This window comes from Methanothermococcus okinawensis IH1 (genome assembly GCF_000179575.2).
GTDB classification, from domain to species: domain Archaea; phylum AGJL01; class Methanococci; order Methanococcales; family Methanococcaceae; genus Methanofervidicoccus; species Methanofervidicoccus okinawensis.
This window is the reverse complement of record NC_015636.1, coordinates 514,032-527,844: the sequence shown is the minus strand read 5'-3', so window position 1 is coordinate 527,844 and position 13,813 is coordinate 514,032. Positions and strand designations below refer to the sequence as shown.

The window sequence follows — 13,813 nt, the reverse complement described above, 5'->3', positions numbered from 1 at the left end:
ATAACGCCTCCTCTCTCTTATTAATTTTTTTAAATTCTTATAAATAGCCCGTATTATTAAACCAATTAATATCCACCAATATATGGATAGCGGAATAATTATAAAAGGGCTATAATAATCACTTCCACCCATATTTTTAGAAACAAATAATTTAACATAAATAAATAAAGGTAGTGATAAGATATTAAATAACCAGTTTGGAATCTCGAATTGTAAGAATGGAACTATTAATCCAAATATTGCCAAAAATAACAAAAATTTATTTTTTCTCAAAATATATAGTGTAGTTAAAATCATTCCTAAAAGTAAAAACAATTTAGCTATATAAACTAATAACTCCAGATTTACAGATTGATTTACAACTTGTAGTATTAATACTATAAAATATAATATGGATAATATGGATAAAATTAAAAATGACTTATCTCTTTTAATATTCCAAAATATTATTGATACAATTGATAAGCTCAAATATAAAAGAAAAAATATTATTAAAGAATCCAATTAAACCACCCTATTGGTTAAGGCCCATAATCACGAATCATATATTGTTCTCCTTAAACAGTCTTTTATTCCAGTATTGACATAGAGGCAAAATTAATTTTTCATTTTTTATGGTTATGTATTATACAAAAACTATTATATATATCGATTTAAATTAAATAGAAAATTATTTAAATTAAATTTAAATGTTTAATTATTTATTCAGTAGTATTTTTAATTATATTTAAATATATAAGATTAATTTATAGTTCTCGACAACAAACTCAATCAATGAAATATTAATTTAATAATATTTGTCATTATATGCTGAAATAGTAAGTAGTTATATGGCTATTGTCGGGTAGTTTATTAGAAATATAATAATTTTCCGTCTTTTACTATAATTTTTTAATTCTATTTTATTTTATTTATTCATTTATTTTAATATATGGATAAGATATTATAAAGATTTATATATTAGTATATCAAACTATTTTTTATGAGCGAAATAAAAATTATAAGGGACCCGATATATGCAGACATACCCCTTAATGGTAGTGAATTATCTTTAATAGATACGCCAGAGTTTCAAAGGCTGAGGAATATAAAACAAACGGGATTGACCTGTATGGTTTATCCAAGTGCTAACCATACAAGATTTGAGCATTCCATAGGAACAATGCATGTTGCGGGAGAAATTTCTAAAAATTTAGAAGATGTGGATAGGGAATTAATAAGGATTGCAGCGCTTCTTCACGATATAGGTCATCCCCCATTTTCACATACTCTTGAAATATGCGGGTATAATCATGAATATATTACAAGAAAAAAGATTAAAAAAATGGATTTTGAGAGCTATACTCCAAATGAAGTAATAGATGTTTTGCAGTCCAAAGGATTTGAAGGAGCTCTGCTTAGTGGTGATGTGGATGCTGATAGAATGGATTATCTTTTGAGGGATAGTTATCACACAGGTGTAGCTTATGGTTCTATTGATTATGCAAGATTAATAAGATGTATGGTGCTATTGGATGATATAAGACCAAAATTAGGGGTTTTGGGAAAAGGCTTAATCGCTGTGGAATCCTTATTGATTGCAAGGTATCAGATGTATCCTACGGTATATATGCACCCAACTTCAAGGATAGCTGAAATAATGTTAAAAAATGCTACAATCTATGGATTAAATGAAAAATTGTTTAATTTAAATGACCTCTCAACAATGGATGATATAGATTTAGTTGCCACCTTGAGACGGAGCTCCGATGAAGAATGCAATAAATTGATTAAAATGCTTGATAAAAGGCATTTATTTAAAAATATTTTGACATTTAGATATGATGATTTAACACCTGAGGAAAAATGGCTTTTGATAAATTTAAATGAAGAGGATGTGAAACAACTGGAAATGGAACTTTCTGAAAAATTGGGAACTACGGTGTTTTTGGATATTCCAGATTATCCAAAAATAAATGAGCATAATGTTACAGTAATAATCGATAATAAAAGATATAAGTTGGATGAAATTTCTCCTCTTGCTAAAAATTTAAAGTGGGCTTATATGAAGTCTTGGGATGTTAGGGTGTATATTCCACCAGAACATTATAAATTACTTAAAAATGAAAATAAATTTAAGGAAAACAATAAAAAAGAAGTGATTTTTGATTGTATAAGAAAAAAACATAAAAAGAGTATGATGTTGGACATTATGCAGAATGAAGGGGTTATAAAAGGTAGAGGAAGACTCTTAACAATTGCAAAAGAGATGGGTATGTCGGAATCTGAATTTTTATCGGAGCTCCAAAAATTAATATTTTGTGGATTAATAAAGGAAAATGTTGTAAAGGTTAGGGGAACTTATAGGTATGATTATGCTATAAATCTTTAATAGTAATTATTATTAAATATAGGATATATAATAATTTAGTTTATTATACTTTAATTAATATTAGTATATGGAATATAATAATAAACTTAAACAGGCAAAATATGAATACGAATATGAATCCTAGGATAGGTAGACAGGTTAAGCATTTTGAAGCCATAGATATTAAAAACATAAGTGCAGTATTTTCAGAAGATAATGTATATCGATATACTTTAGAAATGAAATATAACGATAGAGAAAATTATAGAAATACAATGACTGTAATTTTAAAAAATCCTTCATCAGCAAATGAGAAAAAAGCAGATAACACAATAAGAAGGGTAGAAAAATATGTTTATGAAAAATTCCACGATGTAAGTCATTTAAATATTTTAAACATATTTGCATATCGTGCCACAGATGCAAAAGATTTGAATAATGCTCTAATGTTATATGGTTTGGATTATGTAGTGGGCTTAGAAAATGACAAGTATATTAAATCATTTGTAAAAGAAAGCGATTATATCATCAAGGCATGGGGAGGTAATAGCGGAATCAATAAAAAATTATATAACCAGCGAATTAATCAAGTAAATAATATGCTGGCTAAAATAACTAAAAAACAGAATATTCCAGTATATAGAGTGGATGGCAACGGCAAAGGAAATGATTTTTATCCATTTCATGCCTGTTTTTGGGGATATAATATGAGATTAATAGAGTATCGCCAATAAAATAAAATTGATAATATTATTTTATATTACTCCCTTGCAGCTCCGACATCTTCGAAGCCTTGTCTTAAACCTTTTCCAGCATTTTTCTCCAAAAACTTCTGATTGAATAGTAAATAATAGACATTTTCAGCATGTTCTTCTGCCCTTCTTTTTGCAAGCCATGCGAGCTCCTTCTCATCCTTAGCCTCATCCTCATGAACAAAGACTTCAATTATATGTTTATTAGTCATGAGTTGTGCCATCATAAGACCTTGGGAAGCTTCATGGGCACATACTTTGTCTTTATCTTTGCCTCCCGGCATTCCAAGTGCCATAACTATTTCGCACCCTTCTTCTTCAATTAGTTTTTTGCAGGCTACTGGAAGGTCTTTCATTCCAGGGACTGTGTATCTAATTATTTTTATTTTAGAGGTCATTTCATTTAATTTTTTTATTGCAGCAGATGCCATATCTACTCTTGCAAAAGTGGTGTCTGCTATGCCAACTTTTATAGTCATAATTCCACCAAATTTTAAAAAATTTTAATTAATAAAAATAAAATTAATAAGAAGAAATTTATAATAAGATTTTATAGCTTATAATCATTATTTTATTATTTTTATTTATAATTTTAATATCAATTTTACATATGCTTATTATCTCTTATTATTATTTTATTATTAAAATTATTTTTCGGTATGTTCTAAGTAGTAGTTTATTAATTCTTCACCGCTTAAATGAACTAAATTATTTTTTTCGGCATATTTTTTAGTCTCGCTTTTTTTCATGGCATATCCATCGTCTCCCATCATCTCGCAAATTGTGGTAATTGGAGTTAATCCTGCCAATTCAGCAAGTGCAACTGTCATCTCTGTATGTCCTCTTCTGTTTCTTACAAGTCCTTCGGTAGCCCTCAACAATGTAACATGTCCCGGAGCTCTGAACTCTTTTCCAAAATCACCAAATCTTTTTTCATTGCAGAGCTCTGCAAATTTCTTTATAGTGTATGACCTGTCATTATCTGTAATGCCTGTGAAGGTTTTTCTATGGTTTATTGTAATAGAGAATGATGATTTTTCATCATAAGGTATATCATTTGGATAGAGCTCCTTTAATACTGGGAACTTTTCTGAGGCGTAGTCAAAAACATCCACCATAAATGGAATACCCATTGCTTTACAAAAATCTGGATGGATTGCTGTGCAAATTAATCCACCGCCATTTTTTCTCATGGTTCTTATATGGGCAGGCGTAATTTTTTCAGAGGCAACAACCATATCAGTTTCCCCTTCCCTATCATCGCTGTCATAAAGTAATATCATTTTTCCATTTTTTAAATCATTAATAGCTTTTTCTATGTCGTTCTTCATTTTTTTTCACCGTTTAATATAATCATAACAATATCATTATTTTTTAAAAATAAATACTTTCTCAATTTAATGGGCGCTATTATTTCTATTATATTATTTGAATGTTCGGTTTTTTTTGGATATACAATAGCACCTTTTACACAAAAATCTTTTGTGCATATTTTCACAGGTATTAATTTAACTCCATAGTATTTATTATTTTCATAACGAAAATCGTCAATTTCCAACGGATTAAAACGATTTAAGTCAATTGCCTTATTTAGCTTAATATTTAATGTGCCTTCATAAGGTTCATATCCAAGGATATCTTTAAATTTTTCTTTGTATGGCAATAATGACATGTAATATCTTCCTTCGCCTTTTCCAGACATTACACGACCAAATAATTTATTTAACATTTAACCATCACCAATTTTATGTAGTTATTTATAAAACACTATATTAAAAATTTTTTAAAAATTAAAAGCATAATATAATTTATTAAATTTTAGAGTTTCATTTTTATATGGGAAAACATATTTTATAAACTATTATACCTTAAAGTTATTAAATTATATATACCAATATTAAATCTTTATACTTTAATATATTTCTTCTTTTAATCTATTTAGCGTATTAAATAAACCATCATAACTTAAATTTTTTATTTTCTGCTTTTTATAATATTTTTTATATATTTTTTATCTTTTAAGTTTAATTTTTTTCATTTGGGGTAATATATAAAATTTAAAAACTTAATAATAGTTTAAAATAAAAAATAAAAGATTTTCTTATCTATTTTTACTTTTTTTAATGTAGTTTTTTTATCATATGTCATTCTAATTAATGTTTTAAAGAAAATGTAAATTACAATATATAAATTTTTTATAGTAATATTTTTTAGTATAAAGTTATAATTAGTATTATAATAAGTTATAAAATATATTTTTTACAACTCTTAAAGTAAATAAATAAAAGGTGATATTTTGATAGGGATAATCGGAGGAACTGGGGTATCATCCATACTAAATAAAGGTGAAGAGAAAATAATAAACACAAAATACGGAAAATCGAAGGTTTTAATAGATAATGAAAATGATATAGTTTTACTTTTTAGGCATGGATTAAAACATAACACCCCACCACACAGGATAAATTATAGAGCTAACATATATGCATTAAAGGAGCTCGGTGTTGATAGAATTTTGGCAATAAATTCTGTTGGTTCATTGAAGGAGCATATAAAACCAGGAACATTTTTTGTTCCAAACGATTTTATAGAATTTACAAAGATGAGGGAATGCACATTTTACGACGGAGAGGATGGCGTGGTGGTTCATATAGATGTTTCAGAACCTTATTGTCCAGAAATGACTTATATTTTAAAAGATGTACTAAACAAAAGAAGCTATGAATACAGTGAAGGAGTTTATGTATGCACAGAAGGACCGAGGTTTGAAACAAAGGCAGAAATAAACTTTTATAAAACTGTTGGAGATGTTGTTGGGATGACGGGATACCCAGAGGTTATTCTTGCAAGGGAGCTCGGAATGTGTTATGCCTCATTATGTTCAGTATCGAATTACTGCACAGGCATATCCAAGCACAAACTAACAGTTAGTGAGGTTTTTGATACAATAAAGGAAATGGAAGAGAAAATTTTAAAAATAGTTGAGGATATTATGCACTGCAATTATGAAAAAACCTGTGCTTGTAGTGATGCTTTAAAAGACGCCGTAATCAAGTGATGTTATGAAGATACTAAAATTAAATGAATTAAATGAATTGAAAGAAAATAATATGGAAAATGAAAAAACAAAAAAAGAGATAGAGAAAATTAAAAAAATGATATTGGAAGGAAAAATAATTATTTGCGGAACAGATACTCTTTACGGACTGTGTGCAAATGTACTGGACGAAAATGCAGTTAAAAAGGTTTATAAACTGAAAAAAAGGGATTTAAATAAACCAATTTCAATATTTTTAAAGGATAAGGAAGATATTGAAAAATATGCCTATGTAAATGAAATCTCCAAAAAAATAATCGATAAATTTTTACCCGGAGCTCTGACTATAATATTAAAGAAAAAGGATACAATACCAAATATCGTTTCAAAGGATTATATTGGAATAAGGATTCCAGATAGCGAAATAATTAGGGAATTGTCGATAGTTCCATTAACTGCAACCAGTGCAAATTTAAGTGGAGAAAAACCACCAACCTCTGTTAAGGAGATAAGTGATGAATTAAGGAAAAATGTGGATTTAATAATTGATACTGGCGTATGTAAATATAAAACCCCATCTACAATAATTAAGATATTAAATGATAATATAGAGCTCATACGAGAAGGGGCAATACCTTTTGATAAAATTAAAAAATTAGGTAATGTCATATTTTTATTTATTTGCCCTATAACTTTTAAATCCACCAATCAATCTTTTTACTTTAAAACCCATTAATTTTAAGATTGTGGCAATGGCTTGACTTCTCATACCGCCCCTTGCACAGAATACAACAATTGTCTTGTTCCTATCAAGATTAACTGCTGTTTTAGTTATTCTTTTTATTCCTTCTCCAATAATATCCGATGCAAGTTTTATGGCTTTATCTTTTCCTTCTTTTTTGTAAGTTTTTCCTATTAATTCGTGTTCATCGTCTAAAAATAAGGGGATATTTATAGCATTTGGTATTGTTTGTTGGGCATACTCCCTCGGAGCTCTTGCATCTACAATTATAATATTATCTTTATCCATCTCTTCAAGTTCTGAAATTGTTATAAGTTCATCTATAAGCTCTTTTCCTATGGAATTCAAATATTTTTTAATATCGATAGGTTCAAAATATAGGAGCTCATCTTCATGTTCTACAACAGTTGGTGCTTCAATATCTTTTGAATAATTCAAAATAAATGATGCGAGCTCACCACTTATTTTTCCAGCGAGTATTTTTTTTCCATCGGTTATCATTTTTTTTCCATCTTTTAATCGTATTGCCAATATTACATTATTTTTAAATGTTAATAGTCTTGAAAGTATTTCTTCATCCATTATATCCCTTTTATTATATATTTAAATTTATTTGATAATATTGTTCTCCTTTAATTTCTTATTTATAAAATCGTTTATTATTTCAACGGATTTATCAAGGTCTTCATTATAAACTACTAAATCAGGTTTAACCTTTTTTATAGAACGCATATAAGATTCTCGGTATAATTTTTCCTCAATAAGGATTGCAGCATTATAATAATCGTCCTCTTCAATTAATTTTATTATATCGCCTATGATTTTCACTCTTTCAGGTTTTTTAAATATTGTTTTAAGCATTTTAAACTTTGAAATGAGTATTTCCTTTTCTTCACTGTTTTTTGGAACATAATATGTTAAAAGTCGCTGTATTTGGCATTCATAGGGGCATTCTATCAATATATTGTAATTATAATTTTTCAGGTCGGAATATGGTTCAGGAACACTTAATTTTTCAGTTCCTCCTATTTTTCTCCCTTCAAATTCTACGATACAGTAGCCCTTTTTTTCCGCTTTTTTATGCTGTTTCTTTAATAGTTTTTCAAATTTTTCCTGGGAGTGCTGTTTTAGATGGTATAAATCACCTAATACGCTTCCCCTTGTATTTCCACACTCTTCAATATCTACAACAGGATGATATTGCTTTAACTTTTGCAAAATTTCCGTTTTTCCGCATCCTGTTTTACCAAGTAATCCAAAAATTATCATAAATTCACCATAGTCAATTATTTTAAAATAAGATAGTAATACGTTATTAAAAAAGTTAATTGATATAATTTTAAATATGTAATTTCATAAATGTAAAGAAAGAAAAGTAATAATTAAAAAAATGTAAAAAATACATAATTAAATTTATGAATTAAACCATAAAATAATAAACTAAATAAAATAAAGAATTACATAAAGAATTATGTGGTGTATTCTGAATTCAATTTTACATAATCATGTCCTAAATCACAACCATAAGATGTATTTTCGTAATTTCCAAGTTTTAAATCAACAACTATTTTTATTTTATCATTTTGCATAATCTCCTCTGCGAGTTCTAACTCTTTTGTTCCTTCGTCGGCAATAGGGATACCATCTTTAACAAGATAGGTCTCTTTATCAAAATTAGAGATTAACACATCCATTTTATCCATATCCATCTCTACGCCACTGTATCCAACTGCAGCCGTGATTCTTCCCCAGTTAGGGTCACCTCCATAAAGTGCAGTTTTTACAAGCAAAGACCTAACGATAGATTTTGATGCTTTTACTGCATCTTCCTTTGAAGCACATCCCTTTACACAAACTTCCATAAGCTTGGTGCTACCTTCTCCGTCCATTACTATCATTTTAGCCAATTCTGTGCATACATAGGTTAAAGCCTTATCAAAGAGCTCGGCACATTCACTGTATTTAACTCCACTTTCACCATTTGCAAGAGCAAACACTGTATCGTTGGTGCTTGTATCCCCATCTACAACGGCATTATTAAATGATTTATCCACTGCATTTTGAAGGGATTTTGTTAAATCACTACTGTTTATAGCTATATCCGTAGTAATAAAACACAGCATTGTTGCATGTAGCATATCTGGTGCTATCATACCTGCTCCTTTTGTTATGCCCCCAATCCTTACAGTTTTTCCATTCACTTCAAATTCCACTGCAATGGTTTTTGGAAATCTGTCAGTAGTCATTATGGCTTTCACTGTATTTGAATTACTACTTTCTTTTAATAATTTGCTGTATGCTTCGTTTATTTTACTTATTATTGTATCCATTGGCATTTTCCTTCCAATTACACCAGTAGATGCTACTAAGACACTATTTTCAGGAACATTCAGTAGTTTTGCAGTTTCTTTTATCATTTCTTTTGCATCGTAGTATCCATTTTTTGTAAAACAATTTGCATTACCGCTATTTGCTACAATTGCTTTTATTTTATTCCTATTATTTTTTAAAATCTCTTTTGATAGATTCACAGGATGTGCCACAACTTTATTTGTTGTAAATGTTGCAGCAGCCACACAATCTTTTTCTGAGTATATTATACCTACTCCATATTTTCCTTTTTTAACCCCGTTTGTTTTGAATCCCTTTGGGGCAATTACACCATTATCTATTATTTTAAAATCCATATTTCCACCTAGCATCATTAATTATTATAGTAATTATTATAGGTATTTTTTATTTTAATTCATTTTACCATTTTATTTTATTATTATTTATTGTTATAATTAATACACTATCAACATTATTAAATTGATAAAAAGTAAATACATTATCACTTTCGATATTAACAAATATAATATAAAATTGTTGGGAATATAAGAACACTCATCATATATGACATATTTACTTTAAATTTTACGCATGACACTCCCAAACATGCCGCTATTGCATATACTAAGATATAATATAATAAATAATTTGAAAAATATCCCAACATAAAAACAACAGCACTACAAAAGATGATTAAATAAAATGAAATTTTTCCATAGTTGATATATGATATATATCTCAAAAAATGTTTTGATATAAAACACAGCATAGCATATCCCAATCCAGCCACTATTAACATGTAAATAACGATATTAAAATTTAAATCAATTGATAGATTTTTTATTGCCACAGCTGTTCCACTTCTTCCATGGCCTATTAATAAAAGTGCCAATATAGAAAAAACCTCGTTTGAAAGTGTTATGGCTCCCTGAGACACTAAGAAGTTTTTTATATCATCCTCTCTTATCAATTTACTTAAAAAGAAATTTATCTGAGCTCCGCCAATAGCGGGTAAAAATATTCTCAAAAATCCACCAATGGTTCCAGCAAAAGAAGATTTTAGAAGAGATATGTCTAAATCAGGAAATGTAATGATTTGATGGTTTAGTTTATCGGTTTTTAAGTTTTCCAACAGTAAGGGAACGCCAAACATTCCTGTAAATATTGCAGTCAATATATAACTAACAGGGGAATGATTATACAAGACCTCTATACCAAAAAGACCTGATAAAATCACAATAACAATAGTCCAAAATCGGTTTTTTGAAAGAATAATTGATATAAATAATAATGAAATTAACGCATAAGGAATGGATGGTCTAAACGATTGAAATGCCCCATGTAAATCTAAGTTTAGAGATAGTAATAAAACAATATAATCAATGAAATAATTATGCCCATAAATCCTCCAAAACCGCATAACATTACCCCCTCATGTCCGTATCCTTTTAATGTTAAATTATGCAGTGGAATGACAGAAACAGCGGTTTCATCATCTGGAACACCAATAAATGCCGAAGGTATATAGTTTATAAAATAATGGGTGATTACCATACCAATTAAAAAACATACAAAATTTGAAGAGCCAACATAGGGATATATCACCATAATTGAAATTGGTATAACAGTATTTGGATGGATACCTGGTAGCAATCCTGTAAAGGTTCCGCAAATACACCCTAAAAACAAAAAAAGTAAATTAAATAAGTTAATTATTTGAGGCATCATTACACCATTTACATTTTTTATAACCCAGTGCCTTTGCATCCTCCTCAGAATAGAAGTAAATCTTATTTTTATCCTTTATTTTCTTACCATACGGACAATTTTTAGATGTATGATATGTTTTTCCATATTTTGAAGCGTAAATATTAGTTGGGTTAGGGGATAGATATATATCCCTTTCGAAATTTTTCTTTTCAATCAATTTAAAATTGGATGCATCATCCAAAATTATTTCATAAATGCCGTTATATACTTTAATCGTACCTATTACCTCAACAATGTCTCCTTCTTTTATTGTAGGGTTTGTGCTTTTGATATAATTGGTTAAATCATTATTAACATCCTTAAACGCATATATTCTTAAATCTCCACCAGAATCATCTCTTATTTTTATATATTTAATTTTTTGGATATATCTGCAATCATCTCTCACTACTTTCATATCTTGAATAACCCCCACGATTTTAACATAATCCCCCTCTTTGATATCCGCTATCTTTTCAGTTTTTGGTGTGAGCTCATAAAAATGTAAAAATATAATCCCTATCAGAACTGCTCCAATACATATTATTCCAATTCTTTTTTCTGTTAGTTTCATAATTATACCTGTTTCATTGAGATATTTAACTTTTTCTATTTTTTGGAGAGCTCGCATTTTTGGGGGTTAATAGGAGCTCACATTCTACGGATTATAAATGAATTATCTTAAAAATATGATAACTAATTAAATTTAGATTTTTGGATTATAGAAAACTTTATATACTAAAATAACTTATTTCATTTTGCGTTCTTAATCGGTAAAATTAGTTTTGTAGGGCAGTGGCTCAGCCTGGTTAGAGTGCTCGGCTGATAACCGAGTGGTCCGGGGTTCGAATCCCCGCTGCCCTACTTTTTATTTTGGAAATAAATATTTATGTATTTATATACATTATTTTAGGTTTATGTAGTTATATACATTTTTATTTATTGATTATTACTATTTCATTTTTAATCTCTTAATTTCGTTTCTTAATTTCAAATTTTCAATAAAATTAACTAAATCACTATTGGTTTTTTCCAATAAATTTCGAGATACATCCTGTTTTCTTCTTAAATCATCTATTACATGGTAATAGTCAAATTGCATTATAAACCCATATATATTTTCCATGAATTCATAATATTTTTTAGCATCTTCAACACAGTCATTTTTAATAGATTCCAAAATAATCCTTCTTAATTCCCCTATAACATCACAAAGTCCAAGAATATAGTTTTCTGGTTTTATATGTTCTTTAAATTCAGAATATCCTAAAAATCTATTATTAAAAACGATATTATAAAACACAGTAGTTTCTACATATTCCTGCTGAGGTGTTTTTAGGTATTTTTTAAAATCATCATAATTTTCTACCATAGTGTTTAGTTTTATGATTTTATCAGTTAGTTCATTAGTTAGTTCATTAAGTGGGATATTTTTATTCTTTTTTTGAATATGGCGTATGTTCATTGCACAGTCCTTACTATATCTCTTGAATATTTTAAAATTGATTCCCTTAGATTATCTTTTTCTTCAAAATATTTAATTAAATCCATATCACACATATAATCACCAAAAGTTTTATATAATATTCAATTTTAATAAAGTATATCTTTTTAATTATTCTGCTATAAGAGTTAAGTATATATATAACAATACTTAACACTAATAAGGCATCATGTCGAAAAACCTGAAAAGGCATATATGCTACTGACAGGTTGTTTTTTTATATATGTTCAATAGTAGAAAATATTTATATATTTTTTAATTATATATCTCAAAAATTCTATGTATATCTAAATTAAATTTATTAGGAGGTTAGATTATGGGTATGAAAAGAAATAGACCTCGTAGGGGTTCTTTGGCATTTAGCCCAAGAAAAAGAGCAAAAAGACCAGTACCAAAAATCAGGTCATGGCCAAACGATGAAAAAGTTAGGCTTCAAGCATTCCCTGTATATAAGGCAGGAACAACTCATGCTTTGGTTAAAGAAAACAATCCTAAAAGCCCAAATGCAGAACAAGATGTATTCACGCCAGTTACAGTGTTGGAAGCTCCCGATATTACAGTAGCTGGGATAAGAGTTTATGAAAAAACTACAAAAGGTTTAAAAACATTAACAGAGGTTTGGGCTGAAAACTTAGATAAAGAGTTAAATAGAAAAATAACCACACCAAAAGAGCCAAAAGCTAACATAGAAAAATTGGACGAAGTGGCAGATAAAATTGCAGAAGTAAGGGCAATCGTTCATACGAATCCAAAAAATACTAACTTGCCAAAGAAAAAACCAGAAATAATCGAAATAAGAATAGGCGGAAATAATATCAGCGAAAAATTGGCATATGCTAAGGAGATACTTGGTAAAACATTATCTATAAATGATGTATTTACAGACGGTGAATTCATAGATACCATAGCAATTACAAAAGGTAAAGGATTCCAAGGACCTGTTAAAAGATGGGGTATTAAGATACAGTTTGGAAAACACAGAAACAAAGGTGTTGGAAGACATACTGGTTCTATTGGTCCATGGACACCAAAAAGAGTTATGTGGACAGTTCCTATGGCTGGTCAGATGGGATACCATCAGAGAACAGAATATAACAAGAGAATTTTAAAGATAGGAAACAATGGAGAGGAAATAGTTCCAAAAGGTGGATTTTTGCACTACGGAGATGTTAAAAACAACTATGTTTTAGTTAAAGGTTCAGTTCAAGGACCTGCAAAAAGAATGGTTGTATTAAGAGGAGCTATAAGATGTCCAGAAGATAGGTTTGGATTGCCAGAAATAACCTATATAAGTAAAGAATCCAAGCAAGGAAATTAAATGATTAAATAAATAAAATAATAGCATAAA

General features: G+C 28.6%; 13 protein-coding genes, 1 tRNA gene and 1 pseudogene. 6 read left to right on the top strand and 9 right to left on the bottom strand.

What is annotated here, in order from left to right:
• Positions 1–982 precede the first annotated feature (982 nt).
• Both METOK_RS02595 and METOK_RS02590 read left to right on the top strand, forming a co-directional pair.
• A complete protein-coding gene (locus METOK_RS02595; RefSeq protein WP_013866688.1) occupies positions 983–2,371 on the top strand; it encodes an HD domain-containing protein in 1,389 nt (462 codons plus the stop codon).
• Positions 2,372–2,472: 101 nt separating this feature from the next.
• On the top strand, positions 2,473–3,084 hold the full coding sequence (locus METOK_RS02590; RefSeq protein ID WP_013866687.1) for a DUF1643 domain-containing protein: 612 nt from the start codon (positions 2,473–2,475) through the stop codon (positions 3,082–3,084).
• A 26-nt stretch (positions 3,085–3,110) separates the two neighbouring features.
• On the opposite strand, the gene ribC is transcribed toward METOK_RS02590, so the two are convergent.
• The 3 genes from ribC to ribK form a co-directional block, all read right to left on the bottom strand.
• A complete protein-coding gene (gene ribC / locus METOK_RS02585; RefSeq protein WP_013866686.1) occupies positions 3,111–3,581 on the bottom strand; it encodes a riboflavin synthase in 471 nt (156 codons plus the stop codon).
• Positions 3,582–3,749: 168 nt separating this feature from the next.
• A complete protein-coding gene (gene ribB / locus METOK_RS02580) occupies positions 3,750–4,433 on the bottom strand; it encodes a 3,4-dihydroxy-2-butanone-4-phosphate synthase (protein WP_013866685.1) in 684 nt (227 codons plus the stop codon).
• Positions 4,430–4,831, bottom strand: a complete 402-nt coding sequence (gene ribK / locus METOK_RS02575) for a CTP-dependent riboflavin kinase (protein ID WP_013866684.1) — start codon at positions 4,829–4,831, stop codon at positions 4,430–4,432. Before ribK ends, ribB begins: the two co-directional genes overlap by 4 nt.
• Positions 4,832–5,398: 567 nt before the next feature.
• Between ribK and METOK_RS02570 the strand changes: the two genes are divergently transcribed.
• Together METOK_RS02570 and METOK_RS02565 are read left to right on the top strand one after the other, a co-directional pair.
• The gene (locus METOK_RS02570; protein WP_013866683.1) at positions 5,399–6,160 is read left to right on the top strand and encodes an MTAP family purine nucleoside phosphorylase; all 762 of its coding nucleotides are present in this window, start codon (positions 5,399–5,401) and stop codon (positions 6,158–6,160) included.
• Between the two features lie 4 nt (positions 6,161–6,164).
• Complete coding sequence (locus tag METOK_RS02565; RefSeq protein WP_013866682.1) at positions 6,165–6,875, top strand: L-threonylcarbamoyladenylate synthase; 711 nt, start codon at positions 6,165–6,167, stop codon at positions 6,873–6,875.
• Here METOK_RS02565 and METOK_RS02560 read toward each other — a convergent pair.
• From METOK_RS02560 to METOK_RS02540, 5 genes and pseudogenes are all read right to left on the bottom strand, one after another.
• The gene (locus METOK_RS02560; RefSeq protein ID WP_013866681.1) at positions 6,813–7,463 is read right to left on the bottom strand and encodes a selenouridine synthase SelU-like subunit; all 651 of its coding nucleotides are present in this window, start codon (positions 7,461–7,463) and stop codon (positions 6,813–6,815) included. The genes METOK_RS02565 and METOK_RS02560 overlap by 63 nt on opposite strands.
• Positions 7,464–7,490: 27 nt before the next feature.
• Entirely contained in the window at positions 7,491–8,150 is a 660-nt protein-coding gene (locus METOK_RS02555) for a selenouridine synthase SelU-like subunit (protein ID WP_013866680.1), read from the bottom strand.
• A gap of 200 nt (positions 8,151–8,350) precedes the next feature.
• Positions 8,351–9,568, bottom strand: coding sequence for a bifunctional ornithine acetyltransferase/N-acetylglutamate synthase (argJ, locus tag METOK_RS02550; RefSeq protein ID WP_013866679.1), 1,218 nt, complete (start codon positions 9,566–9,568; stop codon positions 8,351–8,353).
• A 158-nt stretch (positions 9,569–9,726) separates the two neighbouring features.
• Positions 9,727–10,937: pseudogene (locus tag METOK_RS02545) on the bottom strand (tripartite tricarboxylate transporter permease).
• Positions 10,921–11,535 (bottom strand): OB-fold nucleic acid binding domain-containing protein, encoded by a 615-nt coding sequence (locus METOK_RS02540; RefSeq protein WP_013866678.1) that lies wholly within the window; start codon positions 11,533–11,535, stop codon positions 10,921–10,923. Before METOK_RS02540 ends, METOK_RS02545 begins: the two are co-directional and overlap by 17 nt.
• 215 nt (positions 11,536–11,750) lie before the next feature.
• Between METOK_RS02540 and METOK_RS02535 the strand changes: the two genes are divergently transcribed.
• A tRNA-Ile gene (locus tag METOK_RS02535) sits at positions 11,751–11,825 on the top strand.
• A gap of 88 nt (positions 11,826–11,913) precedes the next feature.
• Here the strand turns inward: METOK_RS02535 and METOK_RS02530 are convergent.
• Positions 11,914–12,426 (bottom strand): haloacid dehalogenase, encoded by a 513-nt coding sequence (locus tag METOK_RS02530; RefSeq protein WP_332247746.1) that lies wholly within the window; start codon positions 12,424–12,426, stop codon positions 11,914–11,916.
• Positions 12,427–12,781: 355 nt separating this feature from the next.
• Between METOK_RS02530 and METOK_RS02525 the strand changes: the two genes are divergently transcribed.
• Positions 12,782–13,783 carry a 50S ribosomal protein L3 gene (locus METOK_RS02525; protein ID WP_013866677.1) on the top strand — a complete coding sequence of 334 codons (1,002 nt, stop codon included), beginning with the start codon at positions 12,782–12,784 and terminating at the stop codon, positions 13,781–13,783.
• Positions 13,784–13,813 lie beyond the last annotated feature (30 nt).